Here is a 21,782-nt window from a genome sequence, read left to right as displayed (position 1 = left end):
GCGGGGGAGAGGGCGAGCAGCGGTCGGGGAGTCAACCGCCGAGGTAGAGCTTCGACACCTGGTCGTCTTCGAGGAGTCCGTCCGCGGGCCCCTCGAACCTGACGGTCCCCTGGTCGAGGACGTACCCGCGGTCGGAGATGGCGAGCCCCTTCGTCGCGTTCTGTTCGACCATCAGGATCGCCGTGTCGAGTTCGTTGACGGCCTGGACGTGCCCGAAGACGTCGTCGGCGGTGTTGGGCGCCAGCCCGGCCGAGGGCTCGTCTATCAGGAGCACGTCCGGCTCCATCACGAGCGCGCGGGCGAACGCGAGGACCTGCCGCTGGCCGCCCGAGAGGGTTCGCGCCTTCGCGGCCCGCTTCTCGTCGAGCAGCTCGAACCGGTCGTAGAGCTGGCCGATCGCCTCGTCGAGCCCCTCCTCGCGGGCGACGCCGCCCATCCGGAGGTTCTCGTCGATGGTGAGCGAGCTGAACACGTTGTCGGTCTGGGGGACGAATCCGATGCCCTCGCGGACGATGTCCTCGGGGGCCATCCCACCGATGTCGCGGCCGTGGTACGCCACGGTGCCGTTCCACGGCGTGAGCAGGCCGAATACGGTCTTTAGCACCGTGGACTTGCCGGCGCCGTTCGGGCCGATGAGGCAGACGATCTCCGTCTCGTCGAGGTGCATCGAGAGGTCGTCGAGGACCTGCACCTCGCCGTAGCCGCTGTCGACGCTCGTGAGTTCGAGGACGTGGTCGCTCACGTGCCACCCCCCAGGTACGCTTCGATGACGCGGTCGTCCGACTGCACCCGCTGAGGCGGCCCTTCCATGAGGACGCTCCCCTGGTCCAGTACGACGACGGGGTCGGCGAGTTTCATCACGAAGTCCATGTCGTGTTCGATGAGGAGACAGGTCGTCCCCTCCTCGTTGAGCCGCCTGATCTGGTCGGCGAGTTTGTTCCGGAGCGTCGGGTTGACGCCGGCGACCGGCTCGTCCAGCAGCAGGATCTCCGGCTCGGCCAGCATCGCCCGCGCGAGCTCGACGAGCTTCATCTGCCCGCCGGATATGTCGGTCGCCGGCTGGGTCGCGAGGTGGTCGATCTCGAACTCCTCCAGGATCCGCTGGGCGTCCGCGAGGTTCCGCCGCTCCGCCTCGCCGACCGCGCCCGGCGACGTGAGGAGCTTCACGAACGACTCGCCGGGCTGGTTGCGCGGTCCGACGAGCATCGCTTCCCGGACAGTCATCCCTTCGAGCTTGCGCGGGGTCTGGAACGTCCGGATCAGCCCGTGGTCGGCGACCTCGTACGGCTCCTTGCCGGTCACGTCGACCCCGTTGACTTCGACGCGGCCGCCGTCGGGCTCGTAGAAGCCCGAGATGAGGTTGAAGATGGTCGACTTGCCGGCACCGTTCGGGCCGATGAGACCGGTGATCGTCCCGCGTTCGACCTCGAAGGTAGCGTGGTCGGTCGCGACGAGGCCGCCGAAGGACTTCTGGAGGTCCTCGACGCGGAGGACGACGTCGTCCTCCGCGCGGTCGACGTCGGTCTCGACCGCCCGGTCGACCGGTTCTTCGACGTCACTCATCGCCACCACCTGCCTTGACGTCGCGGACGCCGGAATCCGGCCGCGAGGGCGCCTCGTCGACGGCCGACGGCCAGATGAGTTCCCGCTGGGGCGGGAGGACGCCTTCCGGTCGGAACCGCATGATGGCGACGATGAGGGCGCCGATCAGCAGCAGGCGCAGCGGCGCCACGTCGAAGGGGATCCACCCGAACTCGTTGAGGAAGCGGGTCCCCTCGCGGATGGCGACGATGACGAACCCGCCGAACAGCGCGCCGCGGTTCGACCCGCTGCCGCCGAGGATCACCGCGACCCAGACGTAGAACGTCGTTACGGGGTCGAGTTCGCCCGGGCCGACGAAGAGGTTCAGGTGGGCGTAGAAGACGCCGGCCAGCGCCATGATCAGGCTGCCCAGGACGAACGACTGCATCTTGAACGAGTAGGTGTGCTTGCCGAGCGCCCGCGCCAGGTCCTCGTCCGAGCGGATCGTCCGCAGGACGCGTCCCCACGGCGAGCGGTGGACCCGGCGCAACAGCGCGTAGCTCACGCCGACGAACGTCAGGACGAGGGCGACGTTCAACAGCGCCTGCCAGAACGAGGTGCCGAGCAGGAGCGTCGACGACGGGACGACGAACTCGAGACCGAAGTCGACGAACGGGAGCCCGATCGTCGTCCGCCAGCCCGGCGAGACGATTATCTCCAGCCCGGGCATCGCCTCGGGGAACGTCGCCAGGATCGGCCACCCCTCGAAGAATCCGGGGATGCCGCGGACGCCAGCGGTCCCGTTCGTCCACTGGCCCTCGTTTTTCACGATGGTGCGGACGACTTCGGCCAGGCCGAGCGAGGCGATAGCGAGGTAGTCCGCGCGGAGGCGGAGCGTCGGGATCCCGATCAGGATGGCGAGGACCGCGGCGAAGACGAGCGCGACGAGGAGGCCGACGAGCGGGTTGAATCCGCCGGCGATCGGCGAACTGTCCGCCGTCATGAGGGCGGCCCCGTACGCGCCGACGCCGAAGAACGCCGCGACGCTGAAGTTGATCAGCCCGGTGAACCCCCACTGGGCGTTCAGGCCGAACGATAGCAGCGCGTACATGCCTGCGATGCCGACGAGGAACAGGAAGTACGTGGGTGCGAGCGCGCCACTGAGCAGGCCGAAGAGGAGGAGCGCGGCGAAGCCGACGACGAAGCCGGTGACGCCCTGCTCGGCCCGGGTCAGGTCCGTCCAGTACGCCCGGGTTCGCGTGACTGCGCTCATCTCAGACCGCCTCCCCGGCGATCCCCTGCGGTCGGAACAGCAGGACGACCACCATGATGACGAAGGCGATGGCGCTGCCGTACTGGTTGCCGATCGGGAGGCCGAACCCGTCGGGCAGGTACGGCAGGACCGCGCCCAGTTGCGAGAGCAGCGGCGTCAGTTCGTGGATCATCCCGATGAGGACGGCACCGAGCATCGCGCCGTACACCGAGCCGATGCCGCCGAGGATGACGGCCGCGAAGATCAGGAGGAGGAGGTCGAAGCCCATCCGTGGCGTCAGCAGGTTGAACAGACCGAGGAAGACGCCGCCGGCGCCGGCGAGTCCGGCGCCGATCACCCACGTCCAGAGTTTGATCCGGTCGGTGCGGATGCCGCTCACGCGCGCCAGGTCGGGGTTGTCGGCCATCGCACGCATCTTCCGCCCGAGGTCGCTGTACTGGAGCAGCACGTGCAGTCCGGTGACGAGCACGGCCGCCGAGAGCACGATCGCCACGTCGTGTTCGGTCACACGGATGTCGTACTGGAGCAGCCACGGTATCGGGCGGAGCGCCTGGATGTCGTAGCGGACGGCGTCCGCGCCGAACCACATCTGGACGACCGCACGATAGATGAAGGCGATCCCGATCGACGTGATCAGCATGCCGATGGAGTCGAGATCCATCCCCTCGTAGACGACCTTCTCCGTGATCACGGCGACGACCGCGGCCACGACGATGCCCGCCACCAGCGCGACGAAAAAGCCCACCGGGAGGCCGAGCACCGCGCCGCCGAGGCCGCCGACGGCCCCGAAGGTGACCAGCGACGAGTACGCGCCGATCGTCATCGTGTCGCCGTGGGCGAAGTTGGCGAAGTCGGCGATGCTGTAGATCAGCGAGAGGCCGATGCTCCCGAGGACGATGATGCTACTGTAAATCAGCCCGCTCGCGATGTGATCGAGGAGGACCATCGGTCCTCAGGACTCGACGAAACCGGTCCCGGCGTAGTCGTGGTCCTGCACTGTGAGGATCTGCAGGAACCCGACCGGGTCGCCGTTCTCGTCGAAGTCGATCGGCCCGCTCACGCCCTGGTAGTCGACGTCGTCGACGCTACCACCGTCGGCGAGGATATCGTGTGCTGCCTTGTAGGTCGTGACGGCCTCGCCCTCGGGGCGGCTCACCTCGCGGACGGTCTCCTGGAGCGCGGCACCGGTGAACTCGTCGGCCGCCTGAATCGCCAGCGCCGCGTTGACGACGCAGTCGTAGGCGTAGGCGGACCACGAGGTCGGCGACTCGCCGTACTCCTCCTCGAACCGGCTCGCGAACTCCTTGTAGTTGTCCTGCTCGACCGGGGCCGAGGGCACGACGATCTTCATGCCTTCCATGCTCCCCTCGGGCGTGTTGCTGAGCACGTCGTCGCCGGAGACGGAGTCGGCGCCGTATAGCTGGGCCTCGTACCCGCTGGAGTAGATCTCGTTGACCATCGTCGCGAACTCCGCCTGGTAGGTGACGAACAGCCACGCGTCCGCGGCGGAGCTGTTCATCTCCGAGAGGACCCCCGAGTACGACTGCTGGTCCTGGTCGTGTGGCTGGTTGTACGCCACCTCGCCGTCCCAGGCCTCGACGAACGCGTCCGCGAGGCTCTGGCCGTAGTTGTTGTTGACGAAGGTGACCGCCACCGTGTCGTAGTCGTCCTCGGCGATGATGTTCGCCAGCGCCGTCGACTGCGTGCGGCCGGTCGGCGACATCCGGAGCAGCCCGGGGAAGTCGGTCAGCCCGAGACCCGTCGAGTTCTGGCTCAGCTGCACGACGTCGGTGTCCTGGACGACGCTCTCGTAGATGGCCAGCGAGACGCCGGAGCCGACCGAGCCGATGAGGAACGGGACGCCGTCCTGGTTGACGAGCTTCTGGGCCGCGGAGATGCCGCCCTGGTTCTCCGAGCCGGAGTCCTCGACGGTGATCGCCAGGTCCCTTCCCTCGATCCCCACCTCGTTGACCGTCTCCAGCGCGAGGTCTTTCCCGCGCTGGTTGCGCTCGCCGAACGCCGACAGCGACCCCGTCAGCGAGTCGACCATCCCGATCGTGTAGGGACCGTCGCTGCCGCCGTCGCCCGAGGACGTTTCGGTATCCGTGTCGTCGCTCCCGTCACCGCCGTCTTCCGGAGTGTCGCCGCCATCCCCGTCGCTTCCATCGCCCCCGTCACCGCCGTCTCCACCGTCACCGTCACCATCGCCGTCGCCGCCGTCGTCCGTCGTGTTCACACAACCGGCCAGTCCAGCGAGACCCACCCCGCCCGTCAGCTTCAGCAGCGTTCGTCGGTCGATATCGTCCCTGGTATTTCGTGGCATACGTTCTATTAGCTTAATAGACGAACAGGGTTAAGCCCAACCCTCCCATGGTCGGGCCCTGTCGCGTTAGGCCGTCTCGGGCACTGTTCCGGCCGGTACTGGCTCGGCCGCTTTTTTCTCACCTCGCGCAGGCGAGAAACATTTGGTCGGGTTCCGATATAGGGGCGTCTCGGATCTAGTTCGTGGTATGATCCCGCCGATCGCCAGCGACTTCGTGGCCGGTGAGACACCGGAGACGGCGCTCGCGCACGCCGAGGACCTGAACGAGGAGGGCGTGGCCGCTATCGTGAACCTCCTGGGCGAACACTACGAGGAGCGCGCGCCCGCGGACGCGGACGCCGACGAGTACGTCGAACTCGCCGCACTGATAGCCGAGCGAGGCGCCGACGCCTGCATCTCCGTCAAACCGAGCCAGATCGGACTGGAAGTCGGCGCGACGGCGTTCGAGGAGAACCTCGCGCGGATCGTCGACGCCGCCGACTGTTTCGTCTGGGTCGACATGGAGGACCACGAGACGACGGACGTGACCCTCGACGCCGTCGAGCGCCACGCCGTCGAGACCGGGGGTCGAGTCGGCGTCTGCATGCAGGCGAACCTGAAGCGGACGCCCGACGACCTCGAACGCTTCGCCGACCTCCCCGGCAAGGTGCGACTTGTCAAGGGCGCCTACGACGAGCCCGCCGAGATCGCGCACAGACAGAAAGCGCGCGTCGACGAGGCCTACCGGGAGTGCCTGCGGTACATGTTCCGCGAGTTCGACGACGGCGTGGCCGTCGGGAGCCACGACCCGGCGATGATCGACCTCGCGCGCGACCTCCACGAGGAGTTCGGGACGCCCTACGAGGTCCAGATGCTGATGGGCGTCCGCGAGGCCGAGCAGTTCGCGCTCGCCGACGAGGTCGACGTCTACCAGTACATCCCGTACGGGAGCAAGTGGTTCTCGTACTTCTACCGGCGGATCAGGGAACGGAAGTCGAACGCCCTGTTCGCGCTCAGAGCGGTCGTCAGCGGGTGAGCGCGGTCACCCTGGTCGAGAGAAATCGGTATCTTGGGGCCAGCGTCGGGTACGGACGGGCGATCTGCGCGGTGGGGACGCTGACGCGTCGCGGGCGGCGTTACGGGTCGAGGAGTTTTGACTCGGCCTTGCGCAGGTGTTCGAGCAGCGTCGTCTTCGAGACGTCCAGGTCGTCGGCCAGTTCGCGGGTCGAGGTCCCGCGCGGCCAGTCGTAGTACCCCACATCGCGGGCGTGCTCGAAGACCTCGCGCTGGGTTGTCGTGAGCGTGTCGAGTCGCTGGTCGCGCTCGCTCCGAGTGGTGGACTCGCCGGTCGTGATCGAGTCGACGGTCACCTCGGCACCGGAATCCTCGCGCACCCCGTCGAGCGAGTCCTCGATGGCCGAGCGGTCCTCGACGAAGCAGACTTCCCACTCCTCGCGTCCGTTCTCGATCCGGACCGGCGCGCTGTGGACGAACCCGTGTTCGAGGAGCGTCGGACACACCATGTCGTCGGGGTCGTACTCGAGGAAGAACTCGCGGACGACGTTCCCCGGCGTGTTCCTCCCGCGCCCGAAGCGCTCCTGGAGCTCGAGGAGTTCGCCCGCGCGGTCGGACTCCCGGATCGCGTCGAGCAGGTTCTCGACGGCGGCCTCGTCGTCGCCGAACGCCGTGAACAGGCCCTTCACCGAGGCCGGCCGTTCGCCGTTCGTCTGTGGCGAGTTGTAAATCGCGTGTGCGAGCACGCCCCCGCTCGTCTGTTTGGTCGCTTCGATTGCCCAGCAGTTCGGATGCCACAGGTCCAGCGTCAGTCGCGTCCCGGCTATCTGATCGGCGATACTCATATGTTATCGTATCCCTCGGGAGCACAACTGTCTGGCGGTCACTCGTAGGTTGACCCGACCATGGTCGGGGCGAGCCGTGAAACCGCAGATCGCGGCCCATTCGGGCCCGTACGCTGGCCCGTCCATGGTCGGGCCGGACGTTTCGCCGTCTCCGCCCGACGGTCGATCCATGGCAGAGCGACACCGACAGTACATCGACGGCGAGTGGGTCTCCGGCGAGGGATCCGAGACGTTCACCAGCGAGAGCCCCGCGACCGGCGAGACGCTCGGCGAGTTCCACCGCGGGACCCCGGCGGACGTCGAGCGCGCGGTCGACGCGGCGAGTGCGGCGTACGAGGAGTGGCGCGAACGCTCCCGGATCGACCGCGCGGAGTACCTCTGGGACGTCTACCACGCGCTGAAGGAGTCCGTCGACGACCTCGGCGCGACCGTCTCGCGGGAGTGCGGCAAGGAGATCAGCGAGGGCCGCGCGGACGTGGTCGAGGCCGCCCACATGGTCGAGTGGGCCGCCGGCGACGCCCGCCACCCGAGCGGCGACGTCGTCCCCTCCGAGATTCCCTCCAAGGACGCGTACATGCGCCGGAAGCCCCGCGGGGTCACCGGCTGTATCACGCCGTGGAACTTCCCGGTCGCCATCCCCTACTGGCACATGGCCGTCGCGCTCGTCGAGGGCAACACTGTCGTGTTCAAGCCCGCCGAGCAGACCCCGCTCTGTGCGAACGTCGTCGCGGAACTGTTCGACGAGGCCGGGCTTCCGGACGGCGTCTTCAACATGGTCCAGGGCTTCGGCGACGCCGGCGAGGCCATCGTTGACTCCGACGACGTGGACACGGTCCTCTTTACGGGATCCGCGGAGGTCGGCCACAACATCGCCACGGCCGTCGCCGAGGACCCCGGCAAGCGCGCCGCCTGCGAGATGGGCGGGAAGAACGGCATCGTCGTCACCGAAAAGGCAGACCTCGACGTCGCCGTCCACTCCGCCGTGATGTCCTCGTTCAAGACGACGGGCCAGCGCTGCGTCTCCAGCGAGCGCATCATCGTCCACGCGGACGTCTACGACGAGTTCAGAGAGCGCTTCGTCGCGGCCGCCGAACGGGTGGCCGTCGGCGACCCGCTGGACGAAGACACCTTCATGGGCCCGCTGATCGAGGCCGACCACCGCGACAAGGTCGCGAAGTACAACGACCTCGCCCGCGAGGAGGGGGTCGACGTTCTCGTCGACCGGACCGACCTCGGTGACGACGAGATCCCCGAGGGCGGTGACGCTGGACACTGGATCGGTCCGTTCGTCTACGAGGCCGACCCCGACGCGGCCCTGCGCTGTACCCGCGAGGAAGTGTTCGGCCCGCACGTCGCGCTCATGGAGTACGACGGCGACATCGAGCGCGCCGTCGAGATCCACAACGACACCGACTACGGGCTGGCCGGCGCGGTCATCTCCGAGGACTACCGCCAGATCAACTACTACCGCGACCACGCGGAGATCGGCCTCGCCTACGCGAACCTCCCGTGCATCGGCGCGGAGGTCCAGCTCCCCTTCGGCGGCGTCAAGAAGTCCGGCAACGGCTACCCCAGCGCCCGCGAAGTCATCGAAGCCGTCACCGACCGCACGGCGTGGACGCTCAACAACTCGAAGGACATCGAGATGGCCCAGGGCCTCTCGGCCGACCTGTCGACCGGCGACGACTGACCACCGCGCGTCGGGACGCTTCGTTGCCGAACTATCAAGAGCCGAGCGACGGTAGATGCGGTATGGACTTCGCCCTCACCCAGGAGCAACGCCAGATCCGCGACATGGTCGCGGAGTTCGTCGACGAGGAAGTCGTCCCTCGCGCCGCGGAGATCGACGAGACCGACGAGTTCCCGCAGGATATCGTCGACCAGATGGCCGACCTCGGCCTGATGGGGATGCCGATCCCCGAGGAGTACGGCGGCGCGGGCCTCGACTATCACGCCTATCCGGAAGCCCTGGTCGAGATATCGCGCGGGAGCGGCGGTCTCGGCACCATCGTCGCCGCTCACGTCTCGCTGGCCTGCAACATGGTCTACGAGTTCGGCGACGAGGACCAGCGCCAGGCGTACCTGACGCCGATGGCCGAGGGCCGGGAGGTCGGCGCCTTCGCGCTCTCGGAGCCGGGCGCCGGGAGCGACGTGCCGGCGATGGAGACGACCGCCGAACCCGTCGGCGGCGACGCCGGCGGCGGCGCCGACCCCGACCACTACGTCCTCGACGGCGGCAAGCTCTGGATCTCGAACGGCTCCGTCGCAGACACCGTCATCGTCTTCGCCAAGACCGACCCGGCCGCCGACGGCGGCGGCATCTCCTCGTTCGTCGTCCGCCCCGAGGAGGACGACGGCTTCCACGTCGAGGGGACCGAGCACAAGCTCGGCGACAAGGGCTGTCCCACCGCCGAGTTGCGCTTCGAGGAGCTGGAGATCCCGGCCGAGCGACGGCTCGGGGAGGAGGGCGCCGGGCTCGTCCAGGCGCTCAAGACGCTCAACGGCGGCCGGATCACCATCGCCGCCCGTTCGATCGGGCTCGCGCAGGCCGCCCTGGACGACGCGCTCGAATACGCCCAGGACCGCGAGCAGTTCGACCAGCCCATCTCGGAGTTCCAGGCCATCCAGCACAAACTGGCCGACATGGACACGAAGATCAACGCCGCCCGGTATCTGATGCACGCCGCGGCGGACAAGAAGATGCGCGGCGACCGCTACGTCACGGAGGCCGCCCAGGCGAAGCTGTACGCCTCGGAGATATCCCGCGAAGTGACCAACGAGGCCGTCCAGATCCACGGCGGCTACGGGTACACGACGGACTTCGCCGTCGAGCGGTACTACCGGGACGCGAAGCTCAACGAGATCTACGAGGGGACGAGCGAAGTCCTGCGCAACACCATCGCCGACCAGTTACTGGACTAGAGGGGAGGTGTGCGACGTCCGCCAGCGGAGAATCAGTCTCCGGGCGGACGTGTCAGAGGGGTCGACCTCCCGACTACGCGTTCGGGGGAACGCTACTATAACGTGCGTATTGAGGAGCATCGCTACAGGTCTCGCGTGAGACACGTTCTCGACCCGACAGTGTCGAACGGGCAACGGCTGGGAGACAATCAGGGCGGCATCGACCGGCATTCGGCAGGCGTTCGAGAGGGTCGGCGGGCGGATGCGGCGAACCGCTCACTCGTCGGCGGTGGGGATCGGGCCGGTGCCGACGACCTCGCGGACGGCTTCGGTAAACTCTCGGCGGCTCTCGAAGTAGGGGATGTCGACGTCGTCCATCACGTCGGCCAGCTGCTGCGGACCGTCGGGCGTTCGAATGGTGGCGTCGCCCTCGCGCTCGACGATCTCGCTGTGAGCCATCCCCCAGTTCAGTCGCGAGGCGACGCGGGCGAGGGGTGCGCCCTCGACCGGTTCGCCTTCGCCGAGTTCGACCGCGGGCGCCTCCTCTTCCTCGTCGGACTCGTCGTCAGCCATGTGCCCACCTTTTCCTCCCCGGCGATTAGAGCTTTCGCTTCCAGACGGCGGACAGCGCGGACGAGCGCGCGGGAGCCACCCGTCGCGGCGGCCGCGACGCGCCCGTTCAGAAGAGGTCGTCGAGTTCCTCGTTCAGGAACGCTTCCTTGGCCTCGCTCTCGTGTTGCTGTTCGGACTTGCTCGCCTCCCGGGCGCGTTGCATGAACTCGTCGATGCGGTTCGAGCGTTCGACCCCGCCGAGGAGGACGAGCGTCGCGATCCGCTCGGAGTCCAGCGGGAAGTCGCCACCGCGGACTTGCATGCTGCCCGTCTCCTCTTCGACCCACGAGCGGGCGCGCTCGACGCCCTTCCGGGAGATGCGCTCGGGCTGGCCGGCGACGACGAGCAGGCCGGTCTCCGCCTGGACGACGTTGGGAACGCTCGTCCCCGTCAGGAGGGCGTTGCGAGTCGTCGACGTGATCGCGTTGACGTTCTCGCCCGCGTCTTCGCTGGCGGCGGCGCTCGCGTAACCCAGGACGGCCATCCCGCCGGGGCGGAGCGTGTTGATGATCTCCGAGGAGTCGACGACGCTCTCGGCGATGTCGTCGACGGCCTCGATCTCGCCCGACGCGAAGAGGAGGCCGAGTCGCTGGGCGATGTTGTCGTTTATCTCCTTGTAGCCTTCTTCCATGCTCTCGCCGGCGGTCCGCCAGGCGTCGTTGTCGACGAGGAGGAGGGAGTCTGCCTCGCGCGCGACGGTCTTGAGTGAGCGGCCGGCGTTGGCCTGATAGATCGCGCCCTCGTCGCGGCCGGGGAGGATGCCGAGCACGTAGACGGGGACGTCGTAGATCCGCTTGAGTTCGCGGGAGAGCGCCGGTGCGCCGCCGCTGCCGGTGCCGCCGCCGAGGCCGGCGACGATGACGACGGCCTCGGCTTCCGTGGAGAGCTTCGCGTCGAGGCCGTCCATCACCTCCGTCGCCTCGTCTTGCATGATCTCGGCGCCGAGTTCGTTGTCTCCCCCGACCCCGTGGCCCTTGACGCGGTCGCGGCCGATGAGCATCGTATCGATGTCCAGACTCTGGAGATCAGCTTCGGCGGTGTTGACCGCCATGGCGCCCTGGACGGCGCCGAAACCCATGTCGTAATCGTACTCGGCCAGCCGCTGGGTGACCTTCCCCCCGGCCTGGCCGACACCAATCAGGACGACCTTCATACCCGTACCCTCGGTGCAATGGTTATTGAACGTTGGGACCGCCCGAGGGTTCAAGTGCGAGGACGGGACGAGGGCGTCCCATGTCCGAGCGAGACCTCGAAGCGCGCGTCGACGCGGTCGAGCGCGCGCTGACCGACGACGGCACCGACCTGACCGACCTCCGGGAGACCGCCGACGCCGTCGGCGAGGCGAACGAACTGGCGTCGCGGGTCGACGCCCTCGAGGACCGCGTCGACGAGCTCGAAGCCGGTCTCCAGGCCGTCCGCGGCTACGCCGGGAACGTTCGCGCGGTCAACCGCGAGGTCGAACGGCGCGCCAGCGCCGCGCTCGCGAAAGCCGAGGCCCTCGAAACCGCCGTCGAAACGGGCGACACCGCGGCCGTCGAAACGGCCGGTCCCGCCCGAGATACCGAGAAGCCGCCGCGACAGCAATCCGCCGCGTCGGCTCCCGAACCCGCACGGGCGCCGGCCCACTCGGCGGGCTCTGACGACGAATCCGTCAGGACCGGCGCCGAAGCGAATCACTCCGTAGTCGTCGGGCCGCAGTCCGGTACCGGTGTGTCCCCGTCGGGGAACGGTCCGGCTTCGATGGACAGGAGCGAACACCAGTCCGGCCGGCAGACCGGTGGACAGCCGCGAGAGCAACGAGACCGGCGGGCCAGGCGCCGCTCGGGGTCGGAGTCAGAGTCGGTGGCGGGAGTGGGCTCGGAGTCAGTGGCAGGGGTGGGCTCGGAGTCGGGGACGGGATCGGGGCCGAAACCGGACCCGGAGGACGGTGTGACGGGACGCGTCGACCCTGAGGGGGACGATGCCGAGGGCGGAGCGTCGGGACCTGACGAGGCAGAGAGCCAGACCGAACAGTTCATCGAACGCGTCAGGGACGCGCTGTGACCCGTGGTCAGGGTCGCGTTCACCGTCGCGCTCCTCGTCGCCGTGGCGGGCGTGGTCGTGCCCGCGACCGAGTACGCGGGCGTCCAGCGGAGCGACACCGCGGTCCGGGACGCCACCGAGCGTCTCGTCAGTGAGGCGCGAGCGCTCGCCGCAGGGAACGACGCGCTCCCGAGCGATACCGCCCCCGCACGCCGCGCCGTGACGTTCGCCCTCCCGACCGAGGGGTTCGCCAGCGCCGGCGTCGAGCACTTCGCCGTCCGGCCGCCGGCCACCGGAGAGTCGGCCGCCGATTCGGGCGGCGTCGCTGCCAACGGCGGGGCCGCCGCGACGGCGACGCGGTTCACCTGGCGCGTCTCGGGGGGCACCGAGCACACCATCGTCGCCGACGGCGTGCGGATCCGGCCGCAGGACGGTCGATCGCTCCACCTCGGCGGCGGCCGAACGCGGCTGGTCCTCCGACTCGTCGCCGAGAACGGGACGACAGTCGTCCGCGTGGGGCGCGAAAGTTGAAGTACGAACCCGGGACCAGCCGCGGCCATGCACGCGCTGCTGTCTCGACTCCGAGGGAACGAGGATACCGGAGCGTGCCGGTGTCACGCCGACTTCGAGGGCGACCGGCTCCTCGTCGACGCGAACGACTGCCCGGACGCCGGTCGGCTCGAATCGGCCGCGGACTGCCGCGAGACGGTCGTCGGCGCCCTCACCGAGCGGGACGTGACGGCCGTCGCGACCCGTTCGGACGGCGTCGTCCGGGCGTACGAAGGCGACGCCGCGGCGTTCCTCGTCGCGGCGGGCCGGTTCGCCGACGCCGCCGGGTTTCACGACGAGCGACTGGCCGAACTGGCGACCCGCGATCCGCTCGCCGCGGCACGGGAGGCGACCGGCCGGGCCGGTCCGGTGAATCGAATCGCCGCCGAGACCGGGCTCGCAGACGGTGCGGCCCGGGCGCGAGACTACGAGGACGCCCTCAGCCCGTTCGTGGGGCCGACCGTGAGCCGCTCCCGGGTCGCCGCGCGCCCCCCGTCGGACGCGCGGCTCGCGTCGCGCCGGGAACTCGACACAGGTGCGATCGTTCGCGTCTACGACCGACCCGACGACGCCGTCCGGACCTATCACCTCGAACCGGTCGAGGCACGCTTCGACGCGTCGGCGACGGCGACGCTCGCCGCCGCCTACGAGCGACTGGCGGCTGGTGCGACGTCGGGGGCCGAACGGGCGCCCGGACGGGCGGTACGGAGCGTCGCCGGGGAGGACGACCCCGTCGAGGAGATCGCGGAGGTGCTCCGGAAGCACGCGCGAGGCTACGGCGTCGTCGCGGATCTGTTCGCCGACGAGCGCGTCTCCGACGTGTTCGCCACCGCCCCGGTCGCGTCGACGCCGCTGCGAGTCCGCGTCGACGGCGAGACGATGCGAACGAACGTCCGACTCACTCGCGAGGGGGCCGAAGCGCTCGCCTCACGCTTCCGCCGCGAGAGTGGGCGGGCCTTCTCCGGGGCGGATCCGACGCTCGACGCGGCGGTGGCGACGGGCGACCGACGCGTCCGCGTGGCCGCGGTGACCGATCCGGTGAGCGACGGCATCGCCTTCGCCTTCCGGGCCGGCGACCGCGACCCGTGGACGCTGCCCGCACTCGTCGCGAACGGGACGACGTCCGCGGACGCGGCCGCGCTCCTCTCGGTCGCGGTCGAACGCGGCGCGGCCGGCCTCGTCGCCGGCCCCCGCGGCGCCGGCAAGACCACCTGTCTGAGCGCGCTCCTCTGGGAAGTCCCCCCGGAGACCCGGAGCGTCGTCATCGAGGACACGCCCGAGCTCCCGGTGGATGCGCTCCAGTCGGGCGGGCGAGACGTGCAGGCGCTCCGGAGTTCGCTCGACGGCGCCGGAACCAGCCCGACGGAAGCCCTGCGGACGGCGCTCCGACTCGGGAGCGGGGCGCTGGTCGTCGGGGAGATCCGCGGGGAGGAAGCCGAAACCCTGTACGAGGCGATGCGCGTGGGGGCGAACGACGGCGCGGTACTCGGCACGATCCACGGCGACGGCGGCGCGGACGTCCGCGAACGCGTCATCTCGGACCTGGGCGTCGCCCCGAGCTCGTTCGCCGCCACGGACTTCCTGGTCACGCTCGAAGCCGCCGAGACGGACGCGGGAACGCAGCGACGCGTCCGTTCCGTCGAGGAAGTCCAGCGGATCGGGACCGGGAGCGGGACGGGATCGGGGGCCAGCGGCCGCGAGGCGGAACCCGGCCCCGGTTCGGTCGAATTCGCGTCGCTCTTCGAACGCGACGCCGACGGGCTCGCGTCCACCGACCGGATCGAGCGGGGTAATAGCCGCCTCGTCGAGTCGCTGGCGGGTCCGGACGAGACGTACGCCGACCTCCGCGAGGAACTCGCCGCCCGGACGACGTGGCTGGACGACCTCGCGTCGACGGGCAGGACGGCCCCCGAGACGGTCGAACAGGCCCGCGTGGACCGGGTGAAATCGTGACGCCCGACGGTCGGTCCGCGGAAGCGGACGGTCCCTCTCGGACGCTGGGACTGACCGGAGCGAACGGACGAAGCGAGTCGTCGCGGATCGTGGTCGTCGTCGAGGCGCTCGCGTCGATTCCAGCGTGGACGCCGGACCCCGATCCGAAGATCTCGCGGGCGCTCGCGTTCCTCGACGGCGACCTCGACGCCGAGACGGTCCTGCGGGCGGGCGACGGTGCCGGCGTCGTCGCTGCGGTCGCGGTCGCGCTCCCGGTGATCGCGCTGGTCGGTGTACCGTCGGTCGCTATCGCCGCCGGACTCCTCGTCGGGACGGCCGTTACCGCGGTCGCGCGGTATTCGCCGCGCGTGCTCGCGACAGCGAGCCGGACTCGGGCGCTCGGGACGGCGCCGGAACTCGTCAGCAGCGCCGTGTTGCGGATGCGGCTCACACCGACGCCGGAGACGGCCGCCGCGTTCGCGGTCGACACCGGCGGCGGGCGGCTCGCACGGAGCCTCGCCGAACACGCCCGGCAGGCTCGTGGAACTGGCAGATCTGGGCTGTCGTCGTTCGTCGACGAGTGGGCCGAGTGGTTTCCGGCGCTCCGGCGCGCGCTCACGCTCGTGGAGTCGGCCGGGTCGGCACCTCCGGAAGAACGGGAGCGAGCGCTCGACGCCGCCCTCGACGTGACCCTCGACGGGACGCGCGAGACGATGGCCGAATTCGCGGCGTCCGTCCAGGGACCGGCCACTGCGCTCTACGCGTTCGGCGTGTTACTCCCGCTCGCACTCGTCGCCTTGCTCCCGACGGCCGGCACGGTCGGCGTGGAAGTGCCGCTCGCCGCGGTGGTGCTCGGCTACGACGTCCTCCTCCCGGTGGCCCTGGTCGCGGCGAGCGTCTGGCTGCTCGCGCGCCGACCCGTCGCCTTCCCGCCCACGCAGATATCCCGCGCTCACCCGGCCGTTCCAGACCGGCGATGGCCCGCGCCCGTGCTCGGGTGCGCGGCAGCGGCGGGCGCCTGGCTGCTCGTCGGCCGCGTCGCGGCGCCGTGGACCGCGCTCGTGACGGCGCCGACGGCGGGACTGGGGGTCTCGCTCGTCGTCGCGTATCGACCAATGACCGCCGTCCGCGACCGCGTCGAGGCCGTGGAGGAGGGGCTCCCGGACGCGCTCTACCTCGTCGGCCGCGAGGTCGGACGCGGCCGCGCAGTCGAGGCGGCGCTCGACGACGCGGTCGAACTGCTGGAGTCGGCGACCGGTGACGTGCTCGCCGACGCCGCTCGCCAGCAGCGGCAGGTCCGCGCGGGCGTCCGGGAGTCGTTCCTCGGGGAACACGGCGCGCTCGCCACCGTTCCGAGCAAACGCGCACGGAGCACGGCAGAACTCCTCGCCGTCGCCGCCTCGGAGGGCCAGCCCGCGGGACCGGCGATCGTCGCGATGGCGGACCACCTCGACGATCTGCGCGGCGTCGAGCGGGAGATCAGGCGCGACCTGGAACGGGTCACGTCGACGCTCGCGAACACCGCGGCGGTGTTCGGCCCGCTCGTGGGCGGCGCCACGATAACGCTCGCGGAGCAGATGAGTTCGGACGGCCCGCTCACGGCCGCGGTCTCGCCCGCCGCGCTCGGAATCGCCGTAGGGATCTACGTCGCGGCGCTCGCCGCGATCCTGACGGTGCTCGCGACCGGCCTCGAACGGGGACTCGACCGTTCGCTCGTGGGCTACCGGGTGGGGCGGGCGCTCTGTCTCGCCAGTGCCGTCTTCGTCGCCGGCCTCGTCGGCACGGGCTGGCTCGTCTGAAGATTTAAATCCGGTCGGGCGACCAGGCCGGCCCATGTTCGACACCGCCGTCGAATCGACGTACGTCTGGCTGGCCCTCGCGGTCGTCGGCGCGGGCGTCCTGGGGCTGGCGCTCCGGGTTCCGACCGCACCGCCACCGGACGCGACCAGCGTCGCTCGCACAGTCGACAGCGTCGCGTCGAGCCCGCACGAAGCGACTGCCAGACACCCGATCGACGCCCGCCAGATCCGACTCGGGTCCCACCGCCTCGGGCTCCGCGGCCCCGGCGGGGACGCACACGCGTCGTTCGCGTACGGTCCCGTCGTCCCCGCGAAAGGAGGCGACGGCGACCGGCTCGACGCGGTCTTACACGGGGTACCGCCGGACCGCGCGTTCGCGAGCCGAGCCCGCTTCGAACGGGCACTAAACCGGTCGCGGACGCGCGACCCGTCGTGGCAGCCAGCGCCCGATGGTCTCGTCGTTCGCCGGGTCACGTGGGGGGAGGTCAATGCCACGCTGGTCGGCGAATAGTGGCCAGACCGAGCCGATCGCGGCCGTGGTCGCTGTATTCGTGGTCGCGCTCGCGCTGGCCCTGTACGCGGGCGCGTTCGAGGCCAGCCTGCCGGGACCCGCCGATCGGAACCACGCAGAGGCTGCCGCCGACCGCGTCGAACGAGCGGTGACGGTCGGGGGCGTCGCCAGGGAAGGACGGTTGGACGCCGCGCTCGACCGCGCTCCGGGCGGATTCGAGGCCAACGCGACACTCACAGTGGGCGACCGGACCGAGCACGCCGGTCCCACCGCACCCACGACCGCGGACGTTGCGAGCCGGCGGGTTAGCGTCCGCATCGACGCCGGACGCGTGATCCCGGGCCGACTGGAGGTGCGCGTATGGACGTGAGAGCGTCGAGTACGGCCTTCGATACCGTGATCTTCGTCCTGCTCGTGGGCGTCGCCGTCGGCGTCCTCGCCGGCGTGGACGCCAGGGGCGACGTCGACGGGAACCGCGTCGCCGAGGAGACCGCCGACGTGCTCGCGACGAGCACGGCCGAGGTGACCTACACCCGCTCGGTGACCGTGGCGTCGTCGCTCCTCGGCGGCAGTGAGAGCCAGTCGGTCAGCGTCACGCGGACCGCTCGCGGCACGCACGCGGAGTTGCTCGCCGCCTCCGCGGTCTCGACGCCGTCGCTCGGCGGGACGTCGCTTTTCGGCACTGGCGGGGAACTCCGTGCGGAGAGCCGCGCCGCGGCCGAGCGGGTGCTCCACACCCGCGAAGCGAACCTCCAGGTCGCCGTCGCCTGGCGACCGTATCCCGGCTCGACACTCGGGTCGTCGTTCGTCGTCGGCGACGCACCACCCCGAGACGCGGACGTGTCTGTCGCGACGGTGACAGCTGCGAGCGGTTTGCCGAACGTGACGTCCGAGGCCCAGCGAGCGGCCCGGCGCGGCGGGTACGGGGGCGTCGCGACCGCGGTTTCCCGGTCGGTCGTCGACGGTCTCTTCCCCGAGTCCGAGATGCGCGCCGCGCTCTACAGCGAAGGGCCGGACCGTGCGCTGACGGCCCACCGGTACCGCCGGACGTCCAGCGTCCTGGGCGTCGAGACGCCCGGGCTATCGCATCCGCGGGGCGTCGAGCCGGCCAACCGGAAGCTCACCCGTGCGCTCGCGAAGCGACTGCACGCGGACCTGCGACGTCGGTTCGAGACGCCAGAAGCGGCCGCGCGTGCCGTCAGGTCCCATCAGGTACGGCTCGTCGTCAGGACGTGGTCGCCGTGAGCCGGCGCGGATTCGAACTGGGGACGCGCGGTCGGGTCCCGTTCGCGCTGGTCGGCGTCCTCCTGGTGCTGTCCAGCGCGCTGTTCGCCAGTGCGGTCCACCGGCCCCGACCCACTCCAGAGCCCGCGGTGGACCTGGCCGTCGAGCGGACGACGGCCGACGCGCGGGCGGCCCTCAGAGCTGCAGTCGCCGACGCGAGCGTCGCGGCCGCCAGCGACCCGGTGTTGACGCCCGCGAACAACGAGTGGGGTGACGTGCTCGACCCCGAGACGGCGTTCGAGGACGCGCTCCGGGCGCGGATCTATCTCGCCGCGCGCGGCCGACTCGACTCGGTCGCACGCACCCATCGCGGCGTCAGGGCGAACGCGACGCTGGCGCCGACGCCGACCCCCGACGCCCTCGGGGAAGCGATCGAGCGGGTCGACGTCGAACGGACCGGTCCGAACGGAGCGAGTCTCCGGGTCGAACTCTCGAACGTCACCGTCCAGGCGACCGACGGCGGTCGGGTCGTGGGCACCGAGGAGGTGTCGTTCTCCGTGGTCGTCGCGACGCCGGTGTTGGCCGTCCACGACCGGGTGGAGACGTATCAGGAGCGGCTGAAAGCCGGGGTCGCCAAACCGGGACTCGGACAGCGGCTGACCAGTCGGCTCTACGCGGTGGCGTGGGCGCGGGGGTACGCGCAGTACGGCGGCGCACCGATCGACAACGTCGTCGCCAATCGCCACGTCGAACTCGTGACCAACGGCGCTGTACTCGACGTACAGCGGTCGACGTTCGGACGGAGCGACCCCGACGGGCGACAGGCGCTCTCCGGCGCGACGGCAGCGGTCGGGATACAGGACCTCGTGTCGGCGCGCGGACCCGCCGATCCGGGCGTCAACAAACTCCTCCAGCAGCAACTGCGGTCGGCGACGACGCCGGCCGAGAGCGCCGGGGTACCCGGGCTGGCGTCGGGCGGCACTGACGCGCCGGCACCCGACGAGACGATCAACGTGTCGGTCGGGCTCTCCGCGGACCGGGCGTTTCGCGATCTGCTCACCGAGGGGGCGATCAACGGGACCATCGATTCGGTCTACCGCGAGCGCGTCCGCGCGCTCTCGGCGACCGAGCGGGTCAGCGGCGGGAAGCCGGGCCGGCCGGGACCGCCGGCGGAGCCGGGTCGCTGGGAGTTCAGGACGGAGACCACCAGCACCGACGTGCTGGGCGTCTCCAACGCCACGCGGGGACCGGGCGTCGCGGTTCCGTCGGGCTACCACCGGCTAGAGACGTACGTCCGGACGGTCCGGCTCCGTCACGAGCGGCGAGCCGTCTGGTATCACAACGGCTCGCTCAACGCGACGACGCGGACGAGCACAGAGACCGAACGTGTGACGGTCTCCGTCGTCGGCAACCACGCCGTCACGCCGTACGCGCCGGACAACCCGATCGCGACGGTACACGAGCGTGGCGGTCCGTTCGACGGCCCGAACCTCGCGGACGTCCCGGCGCGCGTTCGCGAGCACGTCGACGCCGCGGGCGGTCCGGACGCGCTCGCCGGACGGGCCGCTCGCGGCGCGGTCGATACTGGCCCGCGACCGGTTCACGGCGAGTGGCCGGACGAACTGTCGCCGTGGATCTACGCCGGTCTCGTCGACCTGCGGCGGGCAGTCAGGAACGCGTCGGTGTCGGTCTCGCGCGGTCGCATGGGGACCCACCAGGTCAACCCCGCCGCGAAACTCGCCGAGCACCTGCGCCAGCGGCGGGCGAAGTTGGTCGACGCGCCGGACACCTACCCGCACGTCGCAGCGAAGGCCCGCGCCGCCGTCCGCGGTCGGTATCTCGACCTCGTGCTCGAACGGCTGGACCAGCGGGCCGACGACAACTCCGAGCGCGAGAACGCACTCGCGGACGCGCTCGACAGCGTCGGGGGTCCGTCGCTCTCGCAACTGCGTACCGGGTACGACGCCCGTCGGGCCGACGACCGCGGGGATAGACCCGGATCCGGTGGACGCCCTGGCGGGGCCAGCGGTGATCCCGCTACGGATCTCGACATGCACGTCGACGGCGCCCCGCCGTACCTGACGCTGACCGAGGTGAGCCACGGCGACGTCGCGGCGGTCAGCGACGACGATTCGCCGACCTACCCGCTCACCGCGCGGAACGTCAACTACGTCACAATCCCGTACGGCGACGCGACCGACGCGGTGTTGACGGCGCTCATGCCGGGCGGATCGAGTCGCGATCGACGGCTCGTGACGGCCGCCCGAGCGCTCCGTGCGGCCAACAGGACGCTCGACCACCGGCCGAACGCGACCGTCGCGGAGCGCCGCGACCGACTGCGTTCGAAGGTCGACTCGGCCGTCGACGCGATCCGGGGGGACCTGAAACATGAACTCCTCCTCCTGGGGGTCGGTAACGACTCGACGCAACGCGAGCGGGTCGTGGACGACGGGCTCTCGCAGTGGAGGTCGCTCGACGGACGCGCGCTCGCGCTGTCGAACGGGTCCGTGATCGAACCGACCGTCGCGGCCGCCGAAGAGCGGACGACCGACGACGGCTGGACGACCCGAGAGCGCGACCGGGTGCGGCTCCGTCTTCGGACGGCGCTGTACGACTCGCTTGAGTCCGAGCGCGGGAAGGTATCGGGACCGGCGGTGACGGCCGCGACCGAACACGTCAAGGCTGCGGTCAGGAAGCGGGTGAAATCGGAGGTGTCGGGTGTGCTGGAGAAGCAGTTCAACGAGTCTGTGAGCGAGATTCCAGCGGGGATCCCCCTGGCGCCGCCGCTGGGCAGCTGGGTCGCGACGATGAACGTCTGGTCGGTGACGGTGCGCGGGCAGTACGCGCGCTTCGCCGTCGAGACGCCGCGGCGGACGCCCGGTGCAGGCGACGCCTCGCTCAACTACGTCCGCGACGGTTCGAACGCGACGCTGGATATCGACGGCGACGGCGAGGAGGACGTGCTGGGCCGGGCCTCGCGCGTGACGTTCACGACCCGGACCTCCGTCGTGGTCGTCGTCCCGGCCGGCGGGACCGGCGTCGGCGACATCGACGGCGTGGCCGTCGAGGAATCGAAGGGATGGGCTATCCCCGGCCCCGTCGATCGGGAGCGGCCGTGGACCGGCGAGGAGTACCCGCTGTCGATCGACGGGTCGAACGAGGACTGCGAGGGCGAGAGCGAGGACGGGGCCGAGGCGCACGTCGACCCTCGTCCTGCCGGCCTCGACACCGATCCCGGGTGTCGGTCGGAGAGTGACAGTGACTTGTAGGCCGACGG

General features: G+C 70.4%; 19 protein-coding genes. 11 read left to right on the top strand and 8 right to left on the bottom strand.

The window, feature by feature from the left end:
• Positions 1–31: 31 nt before the first annotated feature.
• From ACMGFE_RS24350 to ACMGFE_RS24330, 5 genes are read right to left on the bottom strand one after another with little or no spacing between them, the layout of a single operon-like run.
• Positions 32–742: an ABC transporter ATP-binding protein gene (locus ACMGFE_RS24350; protein ID WP_436927869.1), complete on the bottom strand. Its 711-nt coding sequence runs from the start codon at positions 740–742 to the stop codon at positions 32–34.
• Positions 739–1,563, bottom strand: coding sequence for an ABC transporter ATP-binding protein (locus tag ACMGFE_RS24345; RefSeq protein ID WP_436927868.1), 825 nt, complete (start codon positions 1,561–1,563; stop codon positions 739–741). Before ACMGFE_RS24345 ends, ACMGFE_RS24350 begins: the two co-directional genes overlap by 4 nt.
• Entirely contained in the window at positions 1,556–2,794 is a 1,239-nt protein-coding gene (locus ACMGFE_RS24340) for a branched-chain amino acid ABC transporter permease (RefSeq protein WP_436927867.1), read from the bottom strand. Before ACMGFE_RS24340 ends, ACMGFE_RS24345 begins: the two co-directional genes overlap by 8 nt.
• 1 nt (position 2,795) lies before the next feature.
• Positions 2,796–3,740 (bottom strand): branched-chain amino acid ABC transporter permease, encoded by a 945-nt coding sequence (locus tag ACMGFE_RS24335; protein ID WP_436927866.1) that lies wholly within the window; start codon positions 3,738–3,740, stop codon positions 2,796–2,798.
• A gap of 6 nt (positions 3,741–3,746) precedes the next feature.
• Positions 3,747–5,117: an ABC transporter substrate-binding protein gene (locus tag ACMGFE_RS24330; RefSeq protein WP_436927865.1), complete on the bottom strand. Its 1,371-nt coding sequence runs from the start codon at positions 5,115–5,117 to the stop codon at positions 3,747–3,749.
• Between the two features lie 187 nt (positions 5,118–5,304).
• Between ACMGFE_RS24330 and ACMGFE_RS24325 the strand changes: the two genes are divergently transcribed.
• A complete protein-coding gene (locus tag ACMGFE_RS24325) occupies positions 5,305–6,132 on the top strand; it encodes a proline dehydrogenase family protein (protein WP_436927864.1) in 828 nt (275 codons plus the stop codon).
• A 100-nt stretch (positions 6,133–6,232) separates the two neighbouring features.
• Here ACMGFE_RS24325 and ACMGFE_RS24320 read toward each other — a convergent pair whose 3' ends face one another.
• The gene (locus ACMGFE_RS24320) at positions 6,233–6,955 is read right to left on the bottom strand and encodes a helix-turn-helix domain-containing protein (protein WP_436927863.1); all 723 of its coding nucleotides are present in this window, start codon (positions 6,953–6,955) and stop codon (positions 6,233–6,235) included.
• 169 nt (positions 6,956–7,124) lie between these two features.
• Between ACMGFE_RS24320 and ACMGFE_RS24315 the strand changes: the two genes are divergently transcribed.
• The gene (locus ACMGFE_RS24315; protein WP_436927862.1) at positions 7,125–8,645 is read left to right on the top strand and encodes an aldehyde dehydrogenase family protein; all 1,521 of its coding nucleotides are present in this window, start codon (positions 7,125–7,127) and stop codon (positions 8,643–8,645) included.
• A gap of 62 nt (positions 8,646–8,707) precedes the next feature.
• On the top strand, positions 8,708–9,877 hold the full coding sequence (locus ACMGFE_RS24310; protein ID WP_436927861.1) for an acyl-CoA dehydrogenase family protein: 1,170 nt from the start codon (positions 8,708–8,710) through the stop codon (positions 9,875–9,877).
• Between the two features lie 255 nt (positions 9,878–10,132).
• On the opposite strand, the gene ACMGFE_RS24305 is transcribed toward ACMGFE_RS24310, so the two are convergent.
• Together ACMGFE_RS24305 and ACMGFE_RS24300 are read right to left on the bottom strand one after the other, a co-directional pair.
• Positions 10,133–10,429 (bottom strand): DUF5789 family protein, encoded by a 297-nt coding sequence (locus ACMGFE_RS24305; RefSeq protein WP_436927860.1) that lies wholly within the window; start codon positions 10,427–10,429, stop codon positions 10,133–10,135.
• A gap of 106 nt (positions 10,430–10,535) precedes the next feature.
• Positions 10,536–11,621 carry a tubulin/FtsZ family protein gene (locus ACMGFE_RS24300; RefSeq protein WP_436927859.1) on the bottom strand — a complete coding sequence of 362 codons (1,086 nt, stop codon included), beginning with the start codon at positions 11,619–11,621 and terminating at the stop codon, positions 10,536–10,538.
• An 80-nt stretch (positions 11,622–11,701) separates the two neighbouring features.
• On the opposite strand from ACMGFE_RS24300, the gene ACMGFE_RS24295 reads away from it, so the two are divergent.
• The 8 genes from ACMGFE_RS24295 to ACMGFE_RS24260 are packed head-to-tail and all read left to right on the top strand — an operon-like array spanning position 11,702 to position 21,774.
• Positions 11,702–12,511 (top strand): DUF7310 family coiled-coil domain-containing protein, encoded by an 810-nt coding sequence (locus ACMGFE_RS24295; RefSeq protein ID WP_436927858.1) that lies wholly within the window; start codon positions 11,702–11,704, stop codon positions 12,509–12,511.
• 3 nt (positions 12,512–12,514) lie between these two features.
• The gene (locus ACMGFE_RS24290) at positions 12,515–13,021 is read left to right on the top strand and encodes a DUF7311 family protein (protein ID WP_436927857.1); all 507 of its coding nucleotides are present in this window, start codon (positions 12,515–12,517) and stop codon (positions 13,019–13,021) included.
• Positions 13,022–13,048: 27 nt separating this feature from the next.
• A complete protein-coding gene (locus ACMGFE_RS24285) occupies positions 13,049–14,992 on the top strand; it encodes an ATPase, T2SS/T4P/T4SS family (RefSeq protein ID WP_436927856.1) in 1,944 nt (647 codons plus the stop codon).
• Positions 14,989–16,770 (top strand): type II secretion system protein, encoded by a 1,782-nt coding sequence (locus ACMGFE_RS24280; protein WP_436927855.1) that lies wholly within the window; start codon positions 14,989–14,991, stop codon positions 16,768–16,770. Before ACMGFE_RS24285 ends, ACMGFE_RS24280 begins: the two co-directional genes overlap by 4 nt.
• A 34-nt stretch (positions 16,771–16,804) precedes the next feature.
• Entirely contained in the window at positions 16,805–17,281 is a 477-nt protein-coding gene (locus ACMGFE_RS24275) for a DUF7283 family protein (RefSeq protein WP_436927854.1), read from the top strand.
• Positions 17,259–17,651 carry a DUF7285 family protein gene (locus ACMGFE_RS24270; protein WP_436927853.1) on the top strand — a complete coding sequence of 131 codons (393 nt, stop codon included), beginning with the start codon at positions 17,259–17,261 and terminating at the stop codon, positions 17,649–17,651. The genes ACMGFE_RS24275 and ACMGFE_RS24270 overlap by 23 nt, the downstream gene beginning before the upstream one ends.
• Positions 17,642–18,526, top strand: a complete 885-nt coding sequence (locus ACMGFE_RS24265; RefSeq protein ID WP_436927852.1) for a DUF7284 family protein — start codon at positions 17,642–17,644, stop codon at positions 18,524–18,526. Before ACMGFE_RS24270 ends, ACMGFE_RS24265 begins: the two co-directional genes overlap by 10 nt.
• Positions 18,523–21,774 (top strand): DUF7286 family protein, encoded by a 3,252-nt coding sequence (locus ACMGFE_RS24260; RefSeq protein WP_436927851.1) that lies wholly within the window; start codon positions 18,523–18,525, stop codon positions 21,772–21,774. Before ACMGFE_RS24265 ends, ACMGFE_RS24260 begins: the two co-directional genes overlap by 4 nt.
• The last annotated feature ends 8 nt before the right edge of the window (positions 21,775–21,782 follow it).

The sequence above is a fragment of the Halosimplex amylolyticum genome (assembly GCF_051414035.1).
Lineage (GTDB): Archaea > Halobacteriota > Halobacteria > Halobacteriales > Haloarculaceae > Halosimplex > Halosimplex amylolyticum.
The sequence above is the reverse complement of the archived record's forward strand: the minus strand, read 5'-3'. Positions and strand labels throughout refer to the sequence as shown.

What these genes read in the sequence shown, in the direction of transcription:
- ACMGFE_RS24345 (WP_436927868.1), bottom strand. Translation starts at nt 1,563, where the DNA reads ATGAGTGACGTCGAAGAACCGGTCGACCGGGCGGTCGAGACCGACGTC.
- ACMGFE_RS24340 (WP_436927867.1), bottom strand. Translation starts at nt 2,794, where the DNA reads ATGAGCGCAGTCACGCGAACCCGGGCGTACTGGACGGACCTGACCCGG.
- ACMGFE_RS24335 (WP_436927866.1), bottom strand. Translation starts at nt 3,740, where the DNA reads ATGGTCCTCCTCGATCACATCGCGAGCGGGCTGATTTACAGTAGCATC.
- ACMGFE_RS24330 (WP_436927865.1), bottom strand. Translation starts at nt 5,117, where the DNA reads ATGCCACGAAATACCAGGGACGATATCGACCGACGAACGCTGCTGAAG.
- ACMGFE_RS24325 (WP_436927864.1), top strand. Translation starts at nt 5,305, where the DNA reads ATGATCCCGCCGATCGCCAGCGACTTCGTGGCCGGTGAGACACCGGAG.
- ACMGFE_RS24320 (WP_436927863.1), bottom strand. Translation starts at nt 6,955, where the DNA reads ATGAGTATCGCCGATCAGATAGCCGGGACGCGACTGACGCTGGACCTG.
- ACMGFE_RS24315 (WP_436927862.1), top strand. Translation starts at nt 7,125, where the DNA reads ATGGCAGAGCGACACCGACAGTACATCGACGGCGAGTGGGTCTCCGGC.
- ACMGFE_RS24310 (WP_436927861.1), top strand. Translation starts at nt 8,708, where the DNA reads ATGGACTTCGCCCTCACCCAGGAGCAACGCCAGATCCGCGACATGGTC.
- ACMGFE_RS24305 (WP_436927860.1), bottom strand. Translation starts at nt 10,429, where the DNA reads ATGGCTGACGACGAGTCCGACGAGGAAGAGGAGGCGCCCGCGGTCGAA.
- ACMGFE_RS24300 (WP_436927859.1), bottom strand. Translation starts at nt 11,621, where the DNA reads ATGAAGGTCGTCCTGATTGGTGTCGGCCAGGCCGGGGGGAAGGTCACC.
- ACMGFE_RS24295 (WP_436927858.1), top strand. Translation starts at nt 11,702, where the DNA reads ATGTCCGAGCGAGACCTCGAAGCGCGCGTCGACGCGGTCGAGCGCGCG.
- ACMGFE_RS24285 (WP_436927856.1), top strand. Translation starts at nt 13,049, where the DNA reads ATGCACGCGCTGCTGTCTCGACTCCGAGGGAACGAGGATACCGGAGCG.
- ACMGFE_RS24275 (WP_436927854.1), top strand. Translation starts at nt 16,805, where the DNA reads ATGTTCGACACCGCCGTCGAATCGACGTACGTCTGGCTGGCCCTCGCG.
- ACMGFE_RS24270 (WP_436927853.1), top strand. Translation starts at nt 17,259, where the DNA reads ATGCCACGCTGGTCGGCGAATAGTGGCCAGACCGAGCCGATCGCGGCC.
- ACMGFE_RS24265 (WP_436927852.1), top strand. Translation starts at nt 17,642, where the DNA reads ATGGACGTGAGAGCGTCGAGTACGGCCTTCGATACCGTGATCTTCGTC.